19 protein-coding genes, 2 tRNA genes and 1 pseudogene are annotated in these 20,818 nt (G+C 57.8%); 20 read left to right on the forward strand and 2 right to left on the reverse strand.

Annotated elements, in window-relative coordinates:
* The first annotated feature begins 194 nt into the window (after positions 1-194).
* The 7 genes from JFU37_RS11155 to JFU37_RS11185 all read left to right on the forward strand — a co-directional run bounded on the left by JFU37_RS11155 (position 195) and on the right by JFU37_RS11185 (position 6,702).
* Entirely contained in the window at positions 195-599 is a 405-nt protein-coding gene (locus tag JFU37_RS11155; RefSeq protein ID WP_201115347.1) for an acetyl-CoA sensor PanZ family protein, read from the forward strand.
* Positions 600-677: 78 nt separating this feature from the next.
* Complete coding sequence (locus JFU37_RS11160; RefSeq protein ID WP_201115348.1) at positions 678-2,909, forward strand: AsmA family protein; 2,232 nt, start codon at positions 678-680, stop codon at positions 2,907-2,909.
* Positions 2,906-3,973 (forward strand): A/G-specific adenine glycosylase, encoded by a 1,068-nt coding sequence (gene mutY / locus JFU37_RS11165; RefSeq protein ID WP_201115349.1) that lies wholly within the window; start codon positions 2,906-2,908, stop codon positions 3,971-3,973. Before JFU37_RS11160 ends, mutY begins: the two co-directional genes overlap by 4 nt.
* On the forward strand, positions 3,970-4,242 hold the full coding sequence (locus tag JFU37_RS11170) for an oxidative damage protection protein (protein ID WP_008149405.1): 273 nt from the start codon (positions 3,970-3,972) through the stop codon (positions 4,240-4,242). Before mutY ends, JFU37_RS11170 begins: the two co-directional genes overlap by 4 nt.
* Positions 4,243-4,345: 103 nt before the next feature.
* A tRNA-Phe gene (locus tag JFU37_RS11175) sits at positions 4,346-4,421 on the forward strand.
* A gap of 333 nt (positions 4,422-4,754) precedes the next feature.
* Entirely contained in the window at positions 4,755-5,834 is a 1,080-nt protein-coding gene (locus tag JFU37_RS11180) for a hypothetical protein (RefSeq protein WP_201115350.1), read from the forward strand.
* A gap of 76 nt (positions 5,835-5,910) precedes the next feature.
* Complete coding sequence (locus JFU37_RS11185) at positions 5,911-6,702, forward strand: TSUP family transporter (protein WP_201115351.1); 792 nt, start codon at positions 5,911-5,913, stop codon at positions 6,700-6,702.
* 55 nt (positions 6,703-6,757) lie between these two features.
* On the opposite strand, the gene JFU37_RS11190 is transcribed toward JFU37_RS11185, so the two are convergent.
* The gene (locus JFU37_RS11190; protein WP_201115352.1) at positions 6,758-7,207 is read right to left on the reverse strand and encodes a carboxypeptidase regulatory-like domain-containing protein; all 450 of its coding nucleotides are present in this window, start codon (positions 7,205-7,207) and stop codon (positions 6,758-6,760) included.
* A gap of 238 nt (positions 7,208-7,445) precedes the next feature.
* Between JFU37_RS11190 and JFU37_RS11195 the strand changes: the two are divergent.
* From JFU37_RS11195 to JFU37_RS11220, 6 genes and pseudogenes are all read left to right on the forward strand, one after another.
* Positions 7,446-7,794: pseudogene (locus JFU37_RS11195) on the forward strand (DUF1016 N-terminal domain-containing protein); the annotation flags it as partial.
* Positions 7,795-7,881: 87 nt separating this feature from the next.
* Positions 7,882-8,922: a DMT family transporter gene (locus JFU37_RS11200; RefSeq protein WP_201115353.1), complete on the forward strand. Its 1,041-nt coding sequence runs from the start codon at positions 7,882-7,884 to the stop codon at positions 8,920-8,922.
* A gap of 171 nt (positions 8,923-9,093) precedes the next feature.
* Entirely contained in the window at positions 9,094-10,062 is a 969-nt protein-coding gene (locus tag JFU37_RS11205) for an alpha/beta hydrolase family protein (RefSeq protein WP_201115354.1), read from the forward strand.
* A 37-nt stretch (positions 10,063-10,099) separates the two neighbouring features.
* Positions 10,100-10,516 carry a hypothetical protein gene (locus tag JFU37_RS11210; protein WP_201115355.1) on the forward strand — a complete coding sequence of 139 codons (417 nt, stop codon included), beginning with the start codon at positions 10,100-10,102 and terminating at the stop codon, positions 10,514-10,516.
* A gap of 6 nt (positions 10,517-10,522) precedes the next feature.
* The gene (locus tag JFU37_RS11215) at positions 10,523-10,975 is read left to right on the forward strand and encodes a hypothetical protein (RefSeq protein WP_201115356.1); all 453 of its coding nucleotides are present in this window, start codon (positions 10,523-10,525) and stop codon (positions 10,973-10,975) included.
* A gap of 102 nt (positions 10,976-11,077) precedes the next feature.
* Positions 11,078-12,106 carry an IS110 family transposase gene (locus tag JFU37_RS11220; protein ID WP_201112718.1) on the forward strand — a complete coding sequence of 343 codons (1,029 nt, stop codon included), beginning with the start codon at positions 11,078-11,080 and terminating at the stop codon, positions 12,104-12,106.
* 479 nt (positions 12,107-12,585) lie between these two features.
* On the opposite strand, the gene gabP is transcribed toward JFU37_RS11220, so the two are convergent.
* Positions 12,586-13,977 (reverse strand): GABA permease, encoded by a 1,392-nt coding sequence (gene gabP, locus JFU37_RS11225; protein WP_201115357.1) that lies wholly within the window; start codon positions 13,975-13,977, stop codon positions 12,586-12,588.
* A gap of 565 nt (positions 13,978-14,542) precedes the next feature.
* Between gabP and JFU37_RS11230 the strand changes: the two genes are divergently transcribed.
* The 7 genes from JFU37_RS11230 to JFU37_RS11260 all read left to right on the forward strand — a co-directional run bounded on the left by JFU37_RS11230 (position 14,543) and on the right by JFU37_RS11260 (position 20,492).
* Positions 14,543-15,316: an ABC transporter ATP-binding protein gene (locus tag JFU37_RS11230; RefSeq protein WP_201115358.1), complete on the forward strand. Its 774-nt coding sequence runs from the start codon at positions 14,543-14,545 to the stop codon at positions 15,314-15,316.
* Positions 15,317-15,329: 13 nt separating this feature from the next.
* Positions 15,330-16,076, forward strand: a complete 747-nt coding sequence (locus JFU37_RS11235) for an ABC transporter substrate-binding protein (RefSeq protein WP_201115359.1) — start codon at positions 15,330-15,332, stop codon at positions 16,074-16,076.
* Between the two features lie 78 nt (positions 16,077-16,154).
* Positions 16,155-16,850, forward strand: a complete 696-nt coding sequence (locus JFU37_RS11240; RefSeq protein WP_201115360.1) for an ABC transporter permease — start codon at positions 16,155-16,157, stop codon at positions 16,848-16,850.
* Positions 16,847-17,536: an ABC transporter permease gene (locus JFU37_RS11245; protein WP_201115361.1), complete on the forward strand. Its 690-nt coding sequence runs from the start codon at positions 16,847-16,849 to the stop codon at positions 17,534-17,536. Before JFU37_RS11240 ends, JFU37_RS11245 begins: the two co-directional genes overlap by 4 nt.
* Positions 17,517-18,746 (forward strand): methyltransferase, encoded by a 1,230-nt coding sequence (locus JFU37_RS11250; RefSeq protein WP_201115362.1) that lies wholly within the window; start codon positions 17,517-17,519, stop codon positions 18,744-18,746. The genes JFU37_RS11245 and JFU37_RS11250 overlap by 20 nt, the downstream gene beginning before the upstream one ends.
* 300 nt (positions 18,747-19,046) lie before the next feature.
* Complete coding sequence (locus tag JFU37_RS11255; protein WP_201115363.1) at positions 19,047-20,288, forward strand: nucleoside deaminase; 1,242 nt, start codon at positions 19,047-19,049, stop codon at positions 20,286-20,288.
* Between the two features lie 128 nt (positions 20,289-20,416).
* Positions 20,417-20,492, forward strand: a tRNA-Thr gene (locus JFU37_RS11260).
* Positions 20,493-20,818 lie beyond the last annotated feature (326 nt).

Raw genomic sequence — 20,818 nt, forward strand, 5'->3', positions numbered from 1 at the left:
ACGTGACAGAAAAATCAAACTGATATCACCTTTTATACGTTATCCGATCTCTTCACCTGTAGGAGCTGCCGAAGGCTGCGATCTTTTGATCTTTTGATCTTTTGATTTTTTGTAAATCCGTAGAAAGATCAAAAGATCGCAGCCTTCGGCAGCTCCTACCTTGTGCGAACCGCGTAAAACTCACGGGAATCACCATGCCTATCATTGTCGAGCCGCTGAACGAAGCCACTTACCAGGATCAGCAGGATCTGCAGAAGATCTACCGCGATGCGCCGGACTGGTTGTTCGCCCCATTCATCGGGGATGTGCAGTTGATCGAAGCCTGCTTGCGCGATGGTTCGTTGATTGGCGGTCGTTTCAACGATCGCCTGTTGGGCGCGGCACGCCTGCAACGGCACCAGGACTTGTGGCACTTGTCCCAACTATGTGTAAGAAAAATCACCCGTCGCCGTGGCGTCGCCGAGCGCTTGGTGAGCGAAGCACAGAAGATGGCGTCGCAATCGGGTGCAACCTTGCGCTTGCTGGCACCTGCCGGGCACCTCGAAGCTCAGGCACTCGCGGCAAAACTGAAAGTGCCGCTGGATGTACTGCCGACGTGATCGCTGACCGGTCGTCCGTTTTGGAGCGCTATACTCCCCGGCTAAATTTCGAATTCGTTTAACTACAAGGACTCGCCCATGAAAGCGTTCGGCAAAATCCTGGGTCTGGTACTTCTCGGGCTGTTGCTGATCATTGTGGCGCTGGGCTTTGCCCTGACGCACCTCTTCGATCCCAACGACTATAAAGACGAGATTCGCCAGATTGCCCGCGACAAGGCCCACATCGAGCTGACGCTCAATGGCGATATCGGCTGGAGCCTGTTCCCATGGCTGGGCCTGGAATTGCACGAAGCCAGTGTCGCGACCCTGATCAAACCCACCGAGCCGTTCGCAGATTTGCAAATGCTCGGCCTCTCCGTCCGTGTGCTGCCACTGCTTCGCCGTGAAGTGCAGATGAGCGATGTGCGCGTCGAAGGCTTGAACCTGCGCCTGAACCGCGACAAGGACGGCCATGGCAATTGGGAAGACATTGGCAAGGTTCCGGCGCCAGCCGGCTCGACCACATCTCCCGCCACCGCCACCACCCCCGAATCAACGGCGCAGGCCCCTGTCCCAACGGAAAAACCGTCCCAGCCAATCCGCCTGGACATCGACAGCCTGACCGTCAACAACGCCCGCGTTGAATATAACGACGAGAAGACCGGCAAGCAGTTCAGCGCCGAAAGCATTCAGCTCAGCACTGGCCCGGTTCACGACTCCACCAATATCCCGGTCAAACTCACTGCGTTCCTCGGCACCAACCAGCCGGTTTTGCGAGTACGGACGGAGCTCAATGGCGAGCTGCGGTTCGAGCGCGCATTGCAGCGCTACAAACTCGAAGACATGAAGCTGTCCGGCGAAGTCGCCGGCGATCCGCTGCAAGGCAAAACCATGACCTTCGCCGCCCAAGGGCAGTTGCTGCTGGATAAAGCCGCGAACGTCGCCGAATGGACCGGAATCAAGATCTCTGCCAACCAACTGCGTGCGTTGGGCGAGTTGAAAGTCAACGACCTCGACAAGACCCCGCAAATCAACGGCGGCATTTCGATTGCCCAGTTCGACCTGGCGAAGTTCGTCGACAGCATCGGTCAGACACTGCCGATCATGGCGGAAGGCAGCCTGAGCAAAGTCGAATTGGTCAGCCGCGTTGCCGGTACGCCGACCAGTGTGTCGTTCGACAACATCAACCTGAAAGTCGATGACAGCAGCTTCAGCGGCCGCCTCGCCGTCGAGGATTTCGCCAAGCAATCGCTGCGCGCGGTGCTGAAGGTCGACACGTTTAACGTCGATCGCTACCTGCCGCCGAAATCTGCCGAAGCCAACAGCGCGACGCAGGTCCGTAAGGCCGAAGTGGCCAGCACCGAAGCCAATGCATTGGCCGGCGCCGGCAGCACACCTCTGCCGGAAAAACCGACCAAAGGCCCGTGGAGCACCGCGCGCCTGTTGCCAGTGGAACGGCTAAGCCAACTTGATGTGGACGCTGACTTGACCTTCGGCCAGCTGACCCTCGACAAACTGTCCATCCAGAACGCGGCACTCAAGGCCACGGCCCAGGGCGGCCTGCTGACGCTGGAGACCTTGCGCGGCGACCTCTACGACGGCAACTTCGACGCCAAGGGCACCCTCGACGTACGCCAGCAAGTGCCCGCGATGAACCTGCAAACACGCCTCAGCAAAGTGCCTGTGGAAAAAATCCTCGAGAGCCAGGGTAAAAATCCGCCGGTCAAAGGTCTCGTCACGCTCAATAGCAACCTGACCGGTAGCGGCAACAGCGAAAGCGCACTGATCGACAGCCTCAACGGCAACGCCAGCTTCGTCATCAACAACGGCGTGCTGCTCAACGCCAACCTTGAACAGCAACTGTGTAAAGGCATTGCCACGCTAAACCGCAAAACCCTCAGCGGCGAGCCACGGGGCAAGGACACACCGTTCCAGGAGCTCAAGGGCAACCTGATCTTGCGTAACGGTGTGGCCAGCAACCCGGACCTGAAAGTCCGAATTCCGGGCATGACCGTCAACGGTGACGGCGATGTCGACCTGCGGGTGCTGGGCATGGATTACCGCGTGGGCGTTATCGTCGAAGGCGACAAGAGCGACATGCCGGACCCGGCCTGCCAGGTCGGCGAGAAGTTCATCGGCATCGAGTGGCCGCTGCGCTGCCGTGGCCCATTGGAACTGGGCGCCAAGGCCTGCCGTCTCGACAACGAGCGCATGGGCCAGGTCGCCAGCAAACTGGCGGGTGAAAAAATCAGCGAGAAAATCGACGAGAAGCTTGGCGACAAAGTCAGCCCGGAATTGAAAAACGCGCTGAAGGGACTGTTCAAGCGATGAATGCCGAGCAGTTTTCATCAGCGGTGCTCGATTGGTACGACCGCCACGGCCGCCACGATTTGCCCTGGCAACAAGGCATCACCCCGTATCGGGTGTGGGTCTCGGAAATCATGCTGCAGCAAACCCAGGTCAGCACCGTGCTGAACTATTTCGACCGTTTCATGGCCTCGCTGCCAACGGTTGAAGCCTTGGCCGCCGCACCCGAAGATGAGGTGCTGCACCTGTGGACTGGCCTCGGCTACTACACCCGTGCACGCAATCTGCAAAAGACCGCGAAGATCGTCGTCGCCGAATACGGCGGCGAGTTTCCACAGGATGTGGAGAAGCTTGTGGATCTGCCGGGCATCGGCCTGTCCACGGCCGGTGCTATCGCCAGTCTGAGCATGGGACTGCGGGCGCCGATCCTCGACGGCAACGTTAAACGGGTGCTGGCGCGGTTTACGGCCCAAGAGGGTTACCCGGGCGAGCCTAAGGTCGCCAAACAGCTGTGGGCGAACGCTGAGCGCTTTACGCCGCATGACCGGGTCAACGCCTACACCCAGGCAATGATGGATTTGGGCGCCACGCTGTGCACTCGCAGCAAACCGAGTTGTTTGCTCTGTCCGCTTGAAAAGGGTTGCGAAGCACACCTGCTTGGCCTGGAAACGCGCTACCCGATCCCCAAGCCGCGCAAAGCCGTGCCACAGAAGCGCACGCTGATGCCGATGCTCGCCAATGGCGAAGGCGCCATTCTGCTTTACCGGCGGCCTTCCACGGGCTTGTGGGGCGGACTCTGGAGCCTGCCGGAACTCGATGACCTCGATGACCTGCAACATCTGGCGTCGCAGCACTCGCTGGAACTGGGCACGCAACAAGCGCTGCCGAGCCTGGTGCACACCTTCAGTCATTTTCAGTTATCCATCGAACCCTGGCTGGTTCAGGTCCAGGAGGCCGGCCATCACGTGGCCGAGGCCGACTGGCTCTGGTATAACCTCGCCACCCCGCCGCGCCTGGGCCTTGCTGCCCCGGTCAAAACCTTGCTCGAACGCGCGGCCGCCGTATTGAACGCAGGAGAGTCGTCATGACCCGCACCATCATGTGCCGCAAGTACAAAGAAGAATTGCCCGCCCTGGAACGCGCTCCCTTCCCGGGCGCAAAAGGTCAGGACATTTTTGACCACGTCTCGGCCAAGGCCTGGGCCGACTGGCAGAAACACCAAACCCTGCTGATCAACGAAAAACGCCTGAACATGATGAACGCCGAAGACCGCAAATATCTTCAGGGCGAGATGGACAAGTTCTTTTCCGGCGAGGAATACGCCAAGGCTGACGGCTACGTTCCCCCGGCCGAATAATCCCGTATTTTCGAGGGTCGGAACGTAAGCGACGGTAATAATTAAAATTTTTTTGAAAACTTTCTTGACGACCCCCTGAAAAACCAGTTTAATGCGCCCCGTTGCCCAGATAGCTCAGTCGGTAGAGCAGGGGATTGAAAATCCCCGTGTCGGCGGTTCGATTCCGTCTCTGGGCACCAAATACCGAAAACCCTGAATCGCAAGATTCAGGGTTTTTTTATGCCCGGGATTTGATGAGGTGCCGTTTCAGTCACCATCGAAGCTCCGAACGAAGCATCAATCCCCCACCTCCTCACTACGCCAGCAAGCGCCTGTAACGCTTGCCGAGGCTGAGTCCCGAGAAGCGTCAGCCAGCATTGGCGATCGGCCCTTCATGGCCGTCTCTCGGGTCTATCGGAACGCTCCGTATGCTTTAACGGAAATGGATGACATACGCTAATCATCGGATTCGGCAGAATCGGATGAGGAGCTGCCGCATAACCGGGAGCAGAGACACAACAGGGATGTAGACAATGACTGACGCCATCAAACAAGACGTCGAAACCGCGGAGTTTTTTACTGAACGAGAAGTCAGGACTTTCAGCTTTGATATTCGGCAGTCAACAGTGCTTCATGAGTTCGCCGAAGAACTGGCCGCTATCGGCGGGCCGCAGGCACCTGGAGCCAAGTCCAAAGCCTCCCTGGCAGCCACCGAATTAAAGTTTTCGTTTTCGAAAGACCAATGCGCACTGCTGGAGGCCTACTCCGATGGCCTTGTTTGCGTGTTGATCTTTGAAGGGCTGCAAAAAATCACCGATGCCAGCCCTCCAAATGAACTACCAGACCTGACATCCCTGGAAAATCGATACGACGTCCTTTGCCTGGCCGCCCGTAATCAGATCTTGTTGAAACTGGTGGATAACTGCGCCTTTGCCTACGACATGGACAACGAAGGGAAGCTGGTTCGATTGGTGGCCAACTTCAAGGGCGGAGGACTCATTAAAATCAATGCCGAGCCGGACACCAAAGAACTGAGCTCCCATTCCGGCCTGGCGCTCGGCCCGCATACCGAGGCGCCTTACTGGTGCGCCGTAAACGCGAAAGACGGGCACTCTCCCTCGCCGTCGTCGCTCATACTTTCCGCCCTGTGGAACCCGAGCCTGGAACCGACCTCGGTAATACCGCTGCTACCCGTACTGGAAAAAATCGGCGTAACCAACTGCCTCGCGCTAACCACAGGGAGTTTTCAGTTCACCCGCAGTGACTCCTTCGTCAGTGGCAAGGGAGCGGATGGTCGCAATGTTTCGATTCTGGAGTTTGATGACAAGGTCGGCGTCGCCGCCCGTTTCAACTCATACCGTTTTTCGGTCAACGACAACGCCTCAAATTTTGTCAAAACGGCCTACGCCGCCCTTTGCCAGGGTGTAGGCAAAGCAACTCCAGTCAAATACACGCTGACGCAAGAGTCGGCCATGGTCATCAATAACGTCCGGGCCCTGCACTGTCGCGATGTCATCAAAGACAACAGACGTGTTCTGGTTCGCATTTTCGGGCTGTCGAAATTCTCTTCTCCTCTTGTTGTTTCAGAGGACCCGTTGCAGCTGCAGGGCTGATTTTTGTTACACGTTCAGACTGTTGAATGGCCAGTCATGTGGATGACTCGCCAATAATTATAAAAGAGGGAATGTAATGTCTTGGGATGTCATTGGCATGTTGGCGCTCGTCGCGTTTTGCGCCGGCTTTTTTGATGCGATTGCAGGTGGTGGCGGGCTGATTACCTTGCCGGCGCTGTTTTTGGCCGGGGTAGACCCCATCAGTGCGATTGCAACGAACAAGTTCCAGGCCGCTTCGGCAACTATTTCGGCAACTATAACTTTTGCTCGCAAAGGAATGATCGAGTGGCGCGAAGGCCGTTTCCTGGTTATCTGCGGATTTATTGGCGGCGCCAGTGGTGCCTTGCTGGTCAGCTCTATTGATAAGCGTTATCTGGAAGTTTGCGTGCCTGTCATGCTGATTCTGGTGGCCATCTATTTTGCGTTCTCTCCAAAGCTGGCCAATGAAGATCGACGCAAGAGAATCGGTATTCTGCTTTTTTCGTTTACCGTGGCGCCGATCCTGGGCTTTTACGACGGTATATTTGGTCCCGGTGTGGGCTCTTTCTTTATTGTCGGGTTCGTACTTCTCTGCGGTTTGGGCATGATGCGGGCCATGAGTTTTACCAAACTTGCCAACGCCTCATGCAACCTGGGTTCTCTTGCGGTCTTCATTACCAAAGGTGTGATTATCTGGCCGATTGCCATAGCCATGGCTTTGGCGGCCTTCATCGGCGCTCAATTGGGCGCACGAGCCGCAGTCCGGGTCGGTCCACGGTTGATTAAACCCATGTTGATCGTGGTCTGCTGCGCCTTGGCCATCAAGCTGCTGAGCGTAGAAACCAATCCTTTGCGCGTTGCGGTCATCCAGTCATTGGCTTCGTCATGATCAATTGAGCTTACAACCGAGATCGCAGATTGCCTGGATAAGTAGCCTGCAACCCTCAGTCATCACCATTCCAGTGGAAAACCAGATTGCGAGCGGTATCGCTTCCAACGTCCGTAGTGTCACGCCGCTCCTGACCATTGCGCGTCGCGACAACGACATACTTGCCAGGAGGTAGTTGAACGTAAACCAGCGGTCCAGCCTGACTCAACGTCAGTACCGTCTGCCCTGGTGCTTTCTGGATGAGCACGTCCACATCGGGAATGTATTTGTTCTCCGCTCCGACGGAGAAAGTCATGTGCAGGTTGTAGCCGGTGGTTTGCTGGATGGCTTTCGACTCATCCTCGCCGATACCGCCGGAGAGGTAAGTGATCCCGTTTTGCTCTTGTCGCTGGACTTGCACGCCGGCATTGTCGATGGGCTCGAGGCTGGCAGCCATCGACATGACCGGCAACATCAACAGGCCGACGGCGGCGATAGGTAGAAGGAATGCATGAATGTGTTTCATAGAGGCGACTCCCGAGCTCTACAGAGCCCATTAGTTACCCTATTTTCGATTTCTCTGCGTACGGCCAGTTTTAGATTGATTTGATCTTGGATTCACTGCGAATTCGTCAGAACGCTACCCCTGTAGGAGCGAGCTTGCTCGCGATGGACGTTAACGATGACGCGTGCTTTCTGGATGAACGCGCCGCCCTTAGGTTCTTCGCGAGCGAGCTCGCTCCTACAGGGGTAGCGTTCCGACGATGGGCGCTCCACGGTCTCAAACCGTAGGCGGCCCCTCGCTGCTTGGCAATCTTGGCGAACTGATCCGCCAGGCGCGACAGAAAGTGCTGCGAACGGTCGATACCGTCCAGGTACAAACCTGCTGGCAGATTGGAAGGCATATTGTGGAGTTCGAGCAGGAAGGGGCCAAGCGAGCAGGCTATGGCAAACAGTTGCTGTCGACGCTGGCACAGAGTCTGACAGCGGAGTTCGGGAAAGGCTTTGACGCTTCCAACCTTCGCTACATGCGTCTGTATGCGTCTGTTCTATCAAGCATTCCCAATTCGTGACGCACTGCGTCACGAATTGAGCTGGACCCACTACCGCAAAGGTTCGAACTGCTGTTCACATAATTCTTACCCGGGCAAAACTATGATGCTCGTCCGTATGCAATGAGCCTGATAGGGCGATCCCATTATGAATTTGAGTATTCTCTACGCTTTGGTTGCGGCGGCGCTGTTTGGCGCCAGCACGCCGCTCGCCAAGCTCCTGGGTGTGGATACTTCTCCCATCCTGTTGGCGGGACTGCTTTATCTGGGCAGCGGTCTAGGCCTGGCCATTGTTCGTTTTACTCGCGATAAAGGCTGGCAACGACCCGGGCTAACGACAGGAGAATGGCCCTGGCTGATGGGTGCCATCGTCTTTGGGGGCGTGCTTGCGCCTGTTGCGCTCATGTTCGGCCTGACTCGGACGACGGGAGCGACCGCGTCATTGATGCTCAATCTTGAATCAGTGCTCACGGCGGTGCTGGCGTGGGTCGTGTTCAAGGAGAACGCTGATCGCCGGATTGTCATCGGCATGATCGCTATTGTTTTGGGCGGTGTCGTTCTGTCATGGCCACAAGAGACGGCGACGGCTCATGATTGGACTGGGCCGCTGGCCGTGGCTTTCGCCTGTCTTTGTTGGGCCATCGACAATAACCTGACCCGCAAAGTCTCTGCCTCCGACGCGCTTTTTATCGCCGGCAGCAAAGGCCTGGCGGCGGGCGCGGTCAATTGCTGCCTGGCATTGGCCATTGGGGGGCAACTACCCGCGGTGGCTACGCTGGGGCCAATCATGCTGGTAGGGTTTCTTGGGTATGGCGTGAGTTTGGTGTTGTTCGTTCTTGCCCTTCGCGGGCTTGGCAGCGCTCGCACCGGTGCGTATTTTTCCACTGCTCCTTTCCTGGGCGCAGTGATCTCGATCCTGATCCTGGGCGAGTCGGTTTCGGTGATGTTCTTGCTCGCTGCCGCATTGATGGCCATTGGTGTCTGGATTCACTTGATGGAAAACCATGTTCACGAGCACCAGCATGATCCCGTCAAACACAGCCATCGCCACACACACGACGAACACCACCAGCATGAACATGACTTTGATTGGGACGGCTCTGAGCCACACAGCCACCCGCATGAGCATGCGCCGCTAAAGCACAGTCACGCCCACTTTCCCGACGTTCATCATCGGCACAAACACTGACCAGATCACCGGGAACAGGACTGGGCGTTGTATTCCTCAAACACCGGATACGGGCGGCCCCGACCCTCTAGTATTTCCTTTCGGCTTTCCGACAGCACCTAACCCCTGACGGATTGTTCATACGCCGCGCGAAGACTATTGTTGACAGCTACCCGCAAAGGTCCAAAGCCAATGAATTTGCAGGACATGCCCATACGGGCGCTGGCTCAATTTGAGTTAACGCCACTTACTGGCGGTAGCCCCTTCAAAGAACCCGCCTCCGACGGCTTTCTCATCGGCGGTTACACCTGGCAGCACGCCGATCAGGACGCGTCCCGCCCGGTGGTCATCATCAACGCCGCCACCTCCGTGCGCTGCAGTCACTACTCGCGCTTCGCCGATTACCTGTTCACCAACGGCTTCAACGTGATCACCTACGACTACCGCGGCATTGGCGAATCGCGACCTGCCTCGTTGAAAGGGCTCGACGCCTCATGGTCTGACTGGGGCGCGCTGGATTTCGAGGCGATGCTCAAGCGCGCTCAGCGTGAATTTCCCGGGCAGCCTATCGACGTCGTCGGCCATAGCTTTGGAGGCTGTGCAGCGGGGCTGGGAGCGTCCGGGCATCTGATCCGGCGCCTGGTGACCGTAGGCGCGCAATTCGCCTACTGGCGCGATTACGCGCCTGCGCATCGCTGGCGGATGTTTGGCAAGTGGCATCTGGTGATGCCCTTGGTGACGATGCTGTGCGGATACTTCCCCGGAAAGCGCCTCGGCTGGCTGGAAGACACCCCAGCCGGCGTGGTCCGCGACTGGAGCACGCCCACCGCCCGTTACGAGAAACGCCCCAGCGGTCGTCTGATCCACGCAAAATACGGCGGACTGCCCTTCGCCAACGTCACCGCGAAAACCCTGGCCATCAGCCTCAGCGACGATCCCTACGGCACGATTGCCGCCATCGAACGCCTGCTCGGCTATTTCACCGGCGGCACCCACACTCACCTGCGCATCGCCCCCGAAGACATCGGCAAAGAAAAAGTCGGACATTTCGCCTTTTTTCGTAGCGCATACCAAGCCACACTATGGCCCATTGCATTGTCTTGGCTGCAAACCGGCGAGCTGGCCCCCGATACCCCCGGGCGGCGACTGCCACGCAGCTGATCGACCTGCCCACTCAACGAAATACGGAACGACGCCCATGGCCTCCGCCAACAAGCAGAACAAACGCGCCACCCGCGCCAAAACCAAGGCCAAGCAAAACCGCACCCAACGGGCCGCCGCGCCGGTCGAGCTGGATCCTAACGATGATCGCATCGACTTCGAATCGGTGGACCTGACCGACATGTTCAAAGAAATGATCGACGCGCAAAAGATCAGCCAACAAGCGATGTGCGTGGCCTTTCTTGAACACCCTCTGATCGCGCTGGTGCTGGAGCAGGAAGGCGAAGAAACAGCGACAGACTTCATCATCGCCGCGCTGATCGAATATCGCCAATGGTCCACTGAAGTGGACGAAGCCGGCGCCTTGGCCTGGATCGAATCCCCAACCTTTCAGGTTGATTACGTGGCGGCTTCCGAAGCCATCGCGGCCCAAAACCAACAGAAACCGAACTGAGTCCTCATGGCATCCCTGAACAAGCAACAGAAACGCGCCAAACGCGCCAAAATCAAAGCCAAGCAAATCAACATCCACGGCAGAAAACCCGCCGCACTGGACGATGACCTGGGCGATATCGGCGAGCCGATCCCGGAATACACCCTGGCGATGTTCAGCAAAATGCGCGATGCGGAAGCCATCAGCCGCAACGACATGCTGTTGACCCTGCTGTCGAACCTCGCTGAGATCATCAGCGACCATCCTGAACTGCTGGACATGGAAAACGCCGACAACGAAGCCATGGCCGCCACCCACCTGGCCGCCGACATGCTGATCGACTACCGCATGTGGGCCGACGGCATGGACCGTGACACGGCTCAGGCCTGGTTGACCGATCCGCAGTTCATCACCGACTTCGGCGATGCCCTGGACAGTTATCGTCAGTCGCTGGATGCGCAGGAAAAACAGGGCGAGTAAACATCTGTTAAGCCATAACGCGATCTAATGAAATGGCTACCCCCGCCGCCCCCTGTGATCGCCCACTAAGCTTTCACCGGGGGCTCATCGGAGACTGATGCCATGACCAAAGTAGCTATTGCCGCCATCGACTTGGGAAAACACTCTTTTCATCTGCATGCACAAGATGATCGCGGTCATGAGCTTTGCCGCAAAAAATTCAATCGGGTGACGCTCATTCGGTACCTGGCCAACTTGGAATCCTGCACCGTCGTGATGGAGGCCTGCGGCGGCGCCCACTTCATGGCGCAGGAGGTCGCCAAGCTGGGGCATACGCCCAAGCTCATTGCACCTCATCTCGTGCGTCCGTATGTGAAAAGCAACAAAAACGACTTCGCTGATGCCGAGGCGATCTGCGAGGCGGCGACCCGGCCCACGATGCGTTTTGTGCCGCCAAAAACCCAAGCCCAACAGGCGCTGGCCATGTCCAACTCGCTCCGTGAGTCGTTCATTAAAGACCGCACTGCGACCGTCAATCGGATTCACGCAGCCCTTCTGGAGGTTGGTGTCAGCCTCGCAGCCGGCTTCAAAGCCATCAAAGAGCTTCCAGCGTTGCTTGAGGTGAGTTCATTTTCTGAACGCATCAAGAAAAATCTGATGGTGCTGCATGGGCACTTCAACTATCTGGATGGGCAGGTCAAGGCGCAGGACAAAGACATGGAATGCCAGGCCGCTGAAGATGATCTGGCAACGCGCTTGATGACCATGCCGTGCATCGGCCCGATCACCTCCACCGTCCTGGCTGCCGAGTTGGGCGATGGCAAACAGTTCAAATGTGGCCGAGGCTATGCGGCCTCGATCGGGTTGGTGCCCAAACAGCACTCCACGGGCGGCAAGACCGTTCTGCTGGGCATCAGCAAGCGTGGTGATCGAAACCAGAGACGCCTACTCATCCAGTGTGCCCGTGTTTATTTGATACAGCTGGAACGACAGAAAGGTGCTTTGGCGGACTGGGTCCGCCAGCTATTAGCGTCCCACCATCACTCCAATCTCGTGGTCTGTGCGTTGGCCAACAAGCTGGCAAGAATCGCCTGGGCGATTGCGGCACACCACACCGAATTCGATGCAGGGCCAAGCGTGATGAACGCCTGACCCTGCTGTCACCCAAGCACCACCCACCTGGTTTGCGATGCTGGATAACAGATGACGTGAACGGCCAACCGGCCTGACGACAACCCTGAGCTGCTACACGGCTGAAAGGCCGTCAATCTAATTAGGGTCGTTAGGCATCGATTCTCATCGAGGCGCGGGGCCACAACCCCACTCAGACGCCGGATAGATGAAAGCAAGCCAAACACGCATCAAAAACAGTATTGCAGAAAAGGGGGTAACCATAGATGTAGCAGCTGGCGAAGCCTGCGTTCGGCTGCGCAGCAGTCGTAAAACCTGCGCGTGAGGTAATCCTGAAGGACCGCGTGAGCTGACTCACGACTGCTGCGCAGCCGAACGCAGGCTTCGCCAGCTGCTACAAGGTGTGCGCTGTTGCTTAATTGACCGGCATCAGCTAGTAAGAAACAAAAACGGCCGCTTGTCATCACTGACAGCGGCCGTTTTGCATCACACGGTATGAATCAGCTCAGTACCACTGCGCCACGCTTTTCCAGCTTGCGACGGCGAGCCACAAACAAACCGGCAGCCACTACCAACAGGCTCAGCAGACCGGTCGCGAGGATCTCCACGCGATGGGCTTCCTGGAACAGCATGATGGTCAGTGCGCCAACGATGAATATGATCACCGCATAGGTCAGGCCTGGGAACAGCCACATGCTGAAGGCGATTTTTTCACCGCGAGCCATACGCTGTTTGCGCATGCGCAATTGCGAAATCGCGATCACCAGGTACACCAGCAACGCGATGGCGCCAGAGCTGGCCAGCAGGAATTCGAACACCGCAGCCGGGGCCACGTAGTTGGCGAATACCGCGAGGAAAGCAGCCGCGGTGGACAGCATCACTGCCCAGTACGGCGTGCCGCTGCTGTTGGTGCGCTGGGAAACGGCCGGTGCATCACCGCGCTTACCCAGGGAGAACATCATGCGTGAAGCGGTGTACAACGCCGAGTTCAGGCAGCTCGTTACCGCAACCAGAACAACGATGTCGACGATCAGCTTGGCATTCGGGATGCCCATGCGCTCCAGCACGGTCTGGTAGGAACCGACGCTAGCCAGGATCGGGTCATTCCATGGCACCAAGGCCACAACGATGAAGATCGATACGAGGTAGAACAAGCCAATCCGCCAGATGACCGAATTGGTAGCCTTGGAGATTTGCTGGCCAGGGTTCTTCGATTCCGCGGCCGCGATGGTCACGATCTCGGTGCCCATGAAGGAAAACATGGTAGTCAGAATAGCGCCCAATACAGCGCCCATGCCGTTTGGCAGGAAGCCTTGTGTGTCAAACAGGTGCGAAACACCGCTGACCTGGCTGCTCGGCAGGAAGCCGAAGATCGCCAGAATGCCAAGACCAATGAAACCGATGATCGCCACGACTTTGACCAGGGCGAACCAGAATTCAAACTCACCGTAGTTCTTCACACTGAACAGGTTGGTTATCGTCAGCAGCAACGTGATGATCAACGTGAAGGCCCAGATCGCCACATTCGGGAACCAGGCATGCAGGATGGTTGCAGCGGCGTTGGCTTCCAGCGGGATGACCAGCACCCAGAACCACCAGTACAACCAACCGATGGTGAAACCGGCCCAGTGACCGATCGCGCGATCGGCGTACGTCGAAAAGGAGCCTGTGTCTGGCGACGCGACCGCCATCTCGCCGAGCATGCGCATTACCAATACCACCAGAGCACCGGCGGCGGCGTAGGCCAACAGCACGGCTGGACCCGCTGCAGCAATGGCGTGACCCGAGCCAACGAACAGGCCGGCGCCGATAACTCCGGCAATCGACAGCATGGTCACATGACGCGGTTTGAGCCCCTGTTCGAGGCCATTAGAGCTTTGGGTACTGCTCATTGAAACTACCTTTGTAAGGAAAAGCGATTACGTCCATCCCGCTTGGTGTTCCTTCTCGTAAAAAGAAACCAACGGGGCGTTCTGGATTCTGTACGCAAGAATTGCGCCAAAATGTTTCAAAACCGTCTAACCCGGCGATCTCGACCTGACCGGACAGTCATCGCAAGTCATTGAGATTAATGGCAATTTGCCAGAACGTTACCCAGCGACCCACTTTCAGGGACAAAATCGCGCACCGGAAACACACCTGAAAAACGCTCGACGCACAATAAAAGTGCGGATCAGGAACGTTTGTCCGGTTAGCGCTTCCAACACCCCGCCAAAGCTGGCAACATCGCGCCCTTTTTTGCGACAGGCACCGCGCTTTTCATTAACAGGCGGGTTCCAAACGGCTGTTCGGTTGATAGCAGCGCGACAGTCTTCTGTACTGATGCGACAACCTGCCACGCACTACCGGTTTACTGCCCGTAGCGTTGTTGGCTGCCATTCGGACGCATGCTAGGTTGGCCGCCTCGCCAGGAAGGCCCGCCAACAGCAGGAGCGCAACACACTATGAGGAACGCACATGGCTGAGGCCACGCCCGCGCTTGAAATCCGCAACTTGCACAAACGCTACGGACAGCTTGAGGTGCTTAAAGGCATCTCGCTGACCGCCCGCGACGGCGATGTGATCTCGATCCTGGGTTCCTCCGGTTCCGGCAAGTCCACGTTTCTGCGTTGCATCAACCTGCTGGAAAACCCGCACCAGGGTCAAATTCTGGTGGCCGGCGAAGAACTCAAGCTCAAGGCTTCCAAAAACGGCGAACTGGTCGCTGCCGATGGAAAGCAGATCAATCGCCTGCGCAGCGAAATTGGTTTTGTGTTTCAAAACTTTAATCTGTGGCCGCACATGAGCGTGCTCGACAACATCATCGAAGCCCCGCGTCGCGTGCTCGGCCAAAGCAAAGCCGAGGCCATCGAAGTTGCGGAAGCCTTGCTGGCCAAGGTTGGCATTGCCGACAAGCGCCACGCCTACCCCGCAGAACTTTCCGGCGGCCAGCAGCAACGTGCGGCCATCGCCCGCACGCTGGCAATGCAGCCCAAGGTGATCCTGTTCGACGAGCCCACCTCGGCCCTTGACCCGGAAATGGTCCAGGAAGTACTTAATGTCATCCGCGCATTGGCCGAGGAAGGCCGCACCATGCTGCTGGTCACTCATGAAATGGGCTTTGCCCGTCAGGTGTCCAGCGAAGTGGTGTTCCTCCACCAGGGCCTGGTAGAAGAGCAAGGATCGCCACAGCAGGTGTTCGAAAACCCGCTTTCGGCGCGCTGCAAACAATTCATGTCCAGCAACCGCTAACGGAGCTACCCGCATGCAGAACTACAAAAAAATCTTCCTGGCGGCTGCCGTCACCCTGGCGTTCAGCGCCGGTGCCGCCGCAGAAACCTTGAAGATGGGCATCGAAGCGGCCTACCCGCCGTTCAACAACAAAGATGCCAGTGGCAATGTCGTCGGCTTCGACAAAGAAATCGGCGACGCCCTGTGCGCCAAGATGAAAGTCGAGTGCACCGTGGTCACGTCCGACTGGGACGGCATCATCCCGGCCCTGAACGCCAAGAAGTTCGACTTCCTGATCTCCTCGATGTCGATCACCGACGAGCGCAAGCAAGCGGTCGACTTCACCGACCCGTACTACTCCAACAAACTGCAATTCATCGCCAAGAAAGACGTCGACTTCAAAACCGACAAGGCTTCCCTGCAAGGCAAAGTGATCGGCGCACAACGTGCGACCCTCGCTGGCACCTGGATGGAAGACCACATGGAAGGCGTTGAAGTTAAACTCTACGACACCCAGGAAAACGCCTACCTCGACCTGACGTCGGGCCGTCTGGACGGCATTCTGGCTGACAAGTACGTCAACTATGAGTGGCTGAAAAGCGACGCCGGCCGCCCTTACGAATTCAAAGGCGATCCGGTGGAAGAAAGCGACAAGATCGGTATCGCTGTGCGTAAAGGCGATGCGATCCGCGAGAAGCTCAACGTTGCGCTGAAAGAAATCGTCGCTGACGGCACCTACAAGAAGATCAACGACAAGTACTTCCCGTTCAGCATCTATTGATTCTGACCTGCCGGACCGGCGCCGTTCTCTAACGGCGCCAGTCCCTGGCATTGCCTGCCGCGATTTGAAAAGAAATCCATGACTATCGATCTCTACGGATTCGGCCCGGCGCTCGCCGCTGGCGCGCTGATGACTGTGAAACTGGCACTTTCGGCCCTGTGCCTGGGGCTGGTGCTCGGTCTGCTCGGCGCCTTGGCCAAGACTTCCCCGTACAAGCCGCTGCAATGGCTTGGCGGCACTTATTCGACCCTCGTTCGCGGCATCCCGGAATTGCTCTGGGTGCTGTTGATCTATTTCGGCACGGTTAACCTGATGCGGGCCCTTGGCGAGTTTTTCGGCAACCCCGACCTGGAACTCAATGCCTTTGCCGCTGGCGTGATCGCGCTGGGCTTGTGCTTTGGCGCCTACGCCACGGAAGTGTTCCGCGGCGCGATCCTGGCGATCCCCAAAGGTCACCGTGAAGCCGGTGTGGCGCTTGGCCTGTCGAAATTTCGCATCTTCACCCGGTTGATCATGCCGCAAATGTGGCGCATCGCCCTGCCGGGCCTGGGCAACCTGTTCATGATCCTGATGAAAGACACCGCGCTAGTGTCGGTCATCGGCCTGGAAGAAATCATGCGTCACGCGCAGATCGGCGTGACCGTGTCCAAGCAACCGTTCACCTTCTATATGGTGGCCGCGTTCATGTACCTGGGCCTGACGATTCTGGCCATGACCGGCATGCACTTAATGGAAAAACGCGCCGGTCGCGGTTTCGCAAGGAGCACCCAATGAACTGGGAAGTCATCATCAAGTGGCTGCCAAAACTGGCACAAGGCGCGACGCTGACCCTGGAACTGGTGGCCATCGCCGTGGTTGCCGGGTTGCTGCTGGCGATTCCGCTCGGCATCGCCCGCTCGTCGCGACTCTGGTACGTGCGGGCAGTGCCCTACGGCTACATTTTCTTTTTCCGTGGCACGCCGTTGCTGGTTCAGCTATTCCTGGTCTATTACGGCCTGGCGCAGTTCGATGCGATCCGTAACAGCTCGATGTGGCCGTACCTGCGAGATCCATTCTGGTGCGCCACCGCGACCATGACCCTGCACACTGCGGCGTACATTGCCGAGATCCTGCGCGGTTCAATTCAGGCGATTCCAAAGGGTGAAATCGAAGCCGCCCGAGCGCTGGGCATGTCCCGCGCCAAAGCGATGTTCTACATCATCCTGCCCCGTGCCGCGCGCATCGGCCTGCCGGCCTACAGCAACGAAGTGATCCTGATGCTCAAGGCCAGCGCCCTGGCCAGCACCGTGACCCTGCTGGAACTGACCGGCATGGCCCGTACCATCATTGCCCGCACCTACCTGCCCGTGGAGATCTTCTTCGCGGCCGGCATGTTCTATCTGCTGATGGCTTACGTTCTGGTACGCGGCTTCAAGCTGCTGGAGCGCTGGTTGCGCGTCGATGCTTGCCAAGGACGTTAACCCTCACGTGCTGACGGGTGAGGACTTACTCTCCCGTTTCACGGCGCTGGATGCTTTTCTGATCGAGCATCAAGCGCTGTGGAAGCCTCGACCGTTTACTTATCTGCGACTTCCCTGGGAAGCGTCCTACCCGGAGCTGGCTTTATGGCTACGAGGACGGTCGCTGGAAGATGCGGAAAACAGCCACAACCAACCTTGTTTACTGGAGGCGCCGGAGCCGTTTGCTTCATTGGCGGCGTTGTCCCTTGAGTTGGGAGCGGTGGGCGAGTTGCCGGTTCATGGTTTGGAGGCCGCTGGCCATCGGCTGAATGTCGATGTGCCGGGGCGTAAATGGCAGCAGATCGAAGCGTTCTCCAGCCGTTTGCAGTTTGCCGACACACCGAAACATTGGCTGGACTGGTGCTCGGGAAAGGGGCACTTGGGGCGACGCTTGCTGCAAACGGGTCAGCAGCTCACTTGCCTGGAACACGACCCGGCGCTGGTTGCCAGCGGTCAGGCACTCAGCCAACGTCATCAGTTGCATGCGCTGCATGTCGAACAGGATGTGCTCGCGGCGGAGGCGGCCTCTTTGTTGAATGCCGATCACACGCCCGTAGCGCTGCATGCTTGTGGTGATCTGCATGTGCGATTAATCCAGCTCGCCAGCGCGGCAGGCTGTAAACAATTGGCTATCGCGCCCTGCTGCTATAACCGGATCAATCTGAGTGAGTATCAGCCGATTTCTTCGGCTGCCTATCGCTCCGACCTACAGCTTTCACTCGATGATCTCTCACTCCCGATGAGCGAAACCGTCACCGCCGGTGCCCGCGTCCGACGTCAGCGCGACACCTCGATGGCCCGGCGCCTGGCGTTCGACCTGCTGCAACGGCAATTGCGCGGCGTTGATGAATACCTGCCAACCCCTTCCCTGCCCAGCGCCTGGCTGGACAAACCCTTCGCCGATTACTGCCACCATTTGGCCGCACTCAAAGAGTTATCCACAATCGGCCCGCAAGACTGGTCAGCCGTCGAAGCCGCCGGTTGGCAGCGACTGGCCGAAGTGCGCAATCTGGAGCTGCTGCGCGGCCTTTTCCGACGCCCGCTGGAGCTTTGGCTGGTACTCGACCGGGCACTTTTCCTCTCCGCACAAGGTTACGTCGTTCGTCTCGGCACTTTCTGCGAAACCCCGCTCACACCGCGTAATTTCCTACTCCTGGCCGAGCGCCTCTAAACAGCGACAGCCTGTGGATAACTCTGTTGATGAAATTTTCGTGGATCCAATAATCACACCTGTTTCGGGGCTGAAACACCAGTGTTCATTTTTCGTACACTTGAATAAAAAACCTGAAAAACAGGCATTTGCGAGCAAATGAGAACGGATCCACAATTCTGCCCTTGACTGCAGCCGCCACAGGTCTGCGTTGTGCATAAGCGTTAAGCCAAAAGAACATAAACGACGTCGCAAACCTCAACTATCTTTGCCAAGCGTCAGAATTCTCTAACGTCAGGACAGCAAGGAGCTGGGAAAACCATGAGCACATTGAACAGTGCGCAGGAAGCCGTCGATACCGTCGCCAACCAAGCCATTAACGCTGCGCTGCAGCAAACCTTCGCGGTGGGCGGCGCCATCATCAACAACGCAACAGGCGAGGTCATTGCCGCGCTACACAACAACGTGCTGATGCCTTTCCCCGGCAGCGGCCCCACGTACTTTCTACCCCATGACCCGACCGCCCACGGCGAGCGACAATTGGTGGACTGGTATTACGAAAAAGCCGCGTCACTTAAACTGCCGCCCCCCAATCAACTGACCGTCGTCACCACGCTGGACCCTTGCGCCATGTGCGCCGGTTCGCTGCTGACGGCAGGATTTAACGTCGCCGTCAGTGCGATTGATGACTACGCAGGCATCAACTACAACAGCCAGTTCACCTTTCCGTCGCTGCCACCGAAGATCCGCCAACAGGCGCAGAACACGTGGGGTTATTACGCCATTGCCGCGCCGGTCAGCCGGGCTTATCAGGGCTCGACCAGCCCGGTGTTCGGCGGTCAGACCATCGACTCGGCGGCGTACTTCCTCTGCAGCTCGATCTTCTCCGCCAGCGTCAGCACCGTGCGCGAGGCCAGCAACAACAGCGGTCTCCCACCGGATCAACTGAAAAACCCGGCCACCCTGCCGGCCAACAGCAAAGTGCGCCAGGCCCTGACGGCGCTCAGCCCGTTTGCACTGACCGTGCAATCGACGAACCCGCGTGACCCCGGCGCAGAACTCGCCCCGCCGCTGCTGGAAACCGCGCAGCAAAGCCCGGTGTTCAATTCGGTGGCGCTGATCGATCCGTTCGGCAACCTGCTGGTGTGTCTGGGCGGCGTAGAGAACCTGTCGCCCATTCGTACAGCGTTCATGGAAACCACCCGCAACTACGCGGTCATGCGCTGGACCCTGATGAACGACCCCGACCCGGCGGTTCGCGCCCAGGCCGAGCAATACCTCACGCATCCGAAGTACGGCACCTTCGTCTTCCTCTATGCACCCGATCCCACCACCCCGCAGGCCGTGATGACCTTCGGCGCCTACGGCTCGACCATGGAAGGCCCCGTGCCGCAAAGCTATCCGTCCAACCTGCAATACGTGCTGTTGCCGGGCAACACCACCGCCCAAGCGTTATCGACACTGGCCCAGAACCTGCCGCCGTTCTACACCCAAAGCGTGCAAGTAGCGCCCGCTCAGGTGCTCAGTCAGGACTTGATCAACGCAGTCAAAAACAGCGTGTAGGGCTGTAAACAATCGCATGAGCCAGCCCCGCGGAAGGGTCCGCGAGGCTGGCCTGAGCCCTGCGCAAAAATAGTCTGGATTCAGGGGTTTACAGAACCAATTCAATCGCTATAATCGTCGCCCAACACGCCGGTATAGCTCAGTTGGTAGAGCAACTGACTTGTAATCAGTAGGTCCCGGGTTCGACTCCTGGTGCCGGCACCATACAAAACGAAGGCTCGCAGAAATGCGGGCCTTTGTTGTTTCTGGGGTTTGGTGTGATGGCGCTTGTGCCCCCCCAGAGGCCCTCACCCTGATTGAGTTTGCCGTGCGGCCTCCCCTGGGAGCCTTTCTTAATCCCCCACGGCGTTCGCTGACCTCGCTCGTTGATGATTCGACGAATGAGAGATCGAAAACAAATCTTCCCCCTTCTAGAGCCAGTGCCTGTTCAGAAAAAACGTGGTCTGTCCCCATTTTTCTTGTCCCCATTTTTCTTACAACTCCACATCGGCATGGTGTTGACGGTACTCCTGACCTACCTATAATGCATG

It is taken from the genome of Pseudomonas sp. TH41 (assembly GCF_016650695.1).
Taxonomy (GTDB): Bacteria; Pseudomonadota; Gammaproteobacteria; order Pseudomonadales; family Pseudomonadaceae; genus Aquipseudomonas.

Bases quoted from the DNA above. Each gene is read 5' to 3' on its own strand.
- JFU37_RS11250 (WP_201115362.1), top strand. From the start codon at position 17,517: ATGCTTGCCAAGGACGTTAACCCTCACGTGCTGACGGGTGAGGACTTA.
- JFU37_RS11215 (WP_201115356.1), top strand. From the start codon at position 10,523: ATGGCATCCCTGAACAAGCAACAGAAACGCGCCAAACGCGCCAAAATC.
- JFU37_RS11255 (WP_201115363.1), top strand. From the start codon at position 19,047: ATGAGCACATTGAACAGTGCGCAGGAAGCCGTCGATACCGTCGCCAAC.
- gabP (WP_201115357.1), bottom strand. From the start codon at position 13,977: ATGAGCAGTACCCAAAGCTCTAATGGCCTCGAACAGGGGCTCAAACCG.
- JFU37_RS11155 (WP_201115347.1), top strand. From the start codon at position 195: ATGCCTATCATTGTCGAGCCGCTGAACGAAGCCACTTACCAGGATCAG.
- JFU37_RS11190 (WP_201115352.1), bottom strand. From the start codon at position 7,207: ATGAAACACATTCATGCATTCCTTCTACCTATCGCCGCCGTCGGCCTG.
- JFU37_RS11220 (WP_201112718.1), top strand. From the start codon at position 11,078: ATGACCAAAGTAGCTATTGCCGCCATCGACTTGGGAAAACACTCTTTT.
- JFU37_RS11185 (WP_201115351.1), top strand. From the start codon at position 5,911: ATGTCTTGGGATGTCATTGGCATGTTGGCGCTCGTCGCGTTTTGCGCC.
- JFU37_RS11240 (WP_201115360.1), top strand. From the start codon at position 16,155: ATGACTATCGATCTCTACGGATTCGGCCCGGCGCTCGCCGCTGGCGCG.
- JFU37_RS11160 (WP_201115348.1), top strand. From the start codon at position 678: ATGAAAGCGTTCGGCAAAATCCTGGGTCTGGTACTTCTCGGGCTGTTG.
- JFU37_RS11205 (WP_201115354.1), top strand. From the start codon at position 9,094: ATGAATTTGCAGGACATGCCCATACGGGCGCTGGCTCAATTTGAGTTA.
- JFU37_RS11180 (WP_201115350.1), top strand. From the start codon at position 4,755: ATGACTGACGCCATCAAACAAGACGTCGAAACCGCGGAGTTTTTTACT.
- JFU37_RS11235 (WP_201115359.1), top strand. From the start codon at position 15,330: ATGCAGAACTACAAAAAAATCTTCCTGGCGGCTGCCGTCACCCTGGCG.
- mutY (WP_201115349.1), top strand. From the start codon at position 2,906: ATGAATGCCGAGCAGTTTTCATCAGCGGTGCTCGATTGGTACGACCGC.
- JFU37_RS11230 (WP_201115358.1), top strand. From the start codon at position 14,543: ATGGCTGAGGCCACGCCCGCGCTTGAAATCCGCAACTTGCACAAACGC.
- JFU37_RS11210 (WP_201115355.1), top strand. From the start codon at position 10,100: ATGGCCTCCGCCAACAAGCAGAACAAACGCGCCACCCGCGCCAAAACC.
- JFU37_RS11170 (WP_008149405.1), top strand. From the start codon at position 3,970: ATGACCCGCACCATCATGTGCCGCAAGTACAAAGAAGAATTGCCCGCC.
- JFU37_RS11200 (WP_201115353.1), top strand. From the start codon at position 7,882: ATGAATTTGAGTATTCTCTACGCTTTGGTTGCGGCGGCGCTGTTTGGC.
- JFU37_RS11245 (WP_201115361.1), top strand. From the start codon at position 16,847: ATGAACTGGGAAGTCATCATCAAGTGGCTGCCAAAACTGGCACAAGGC.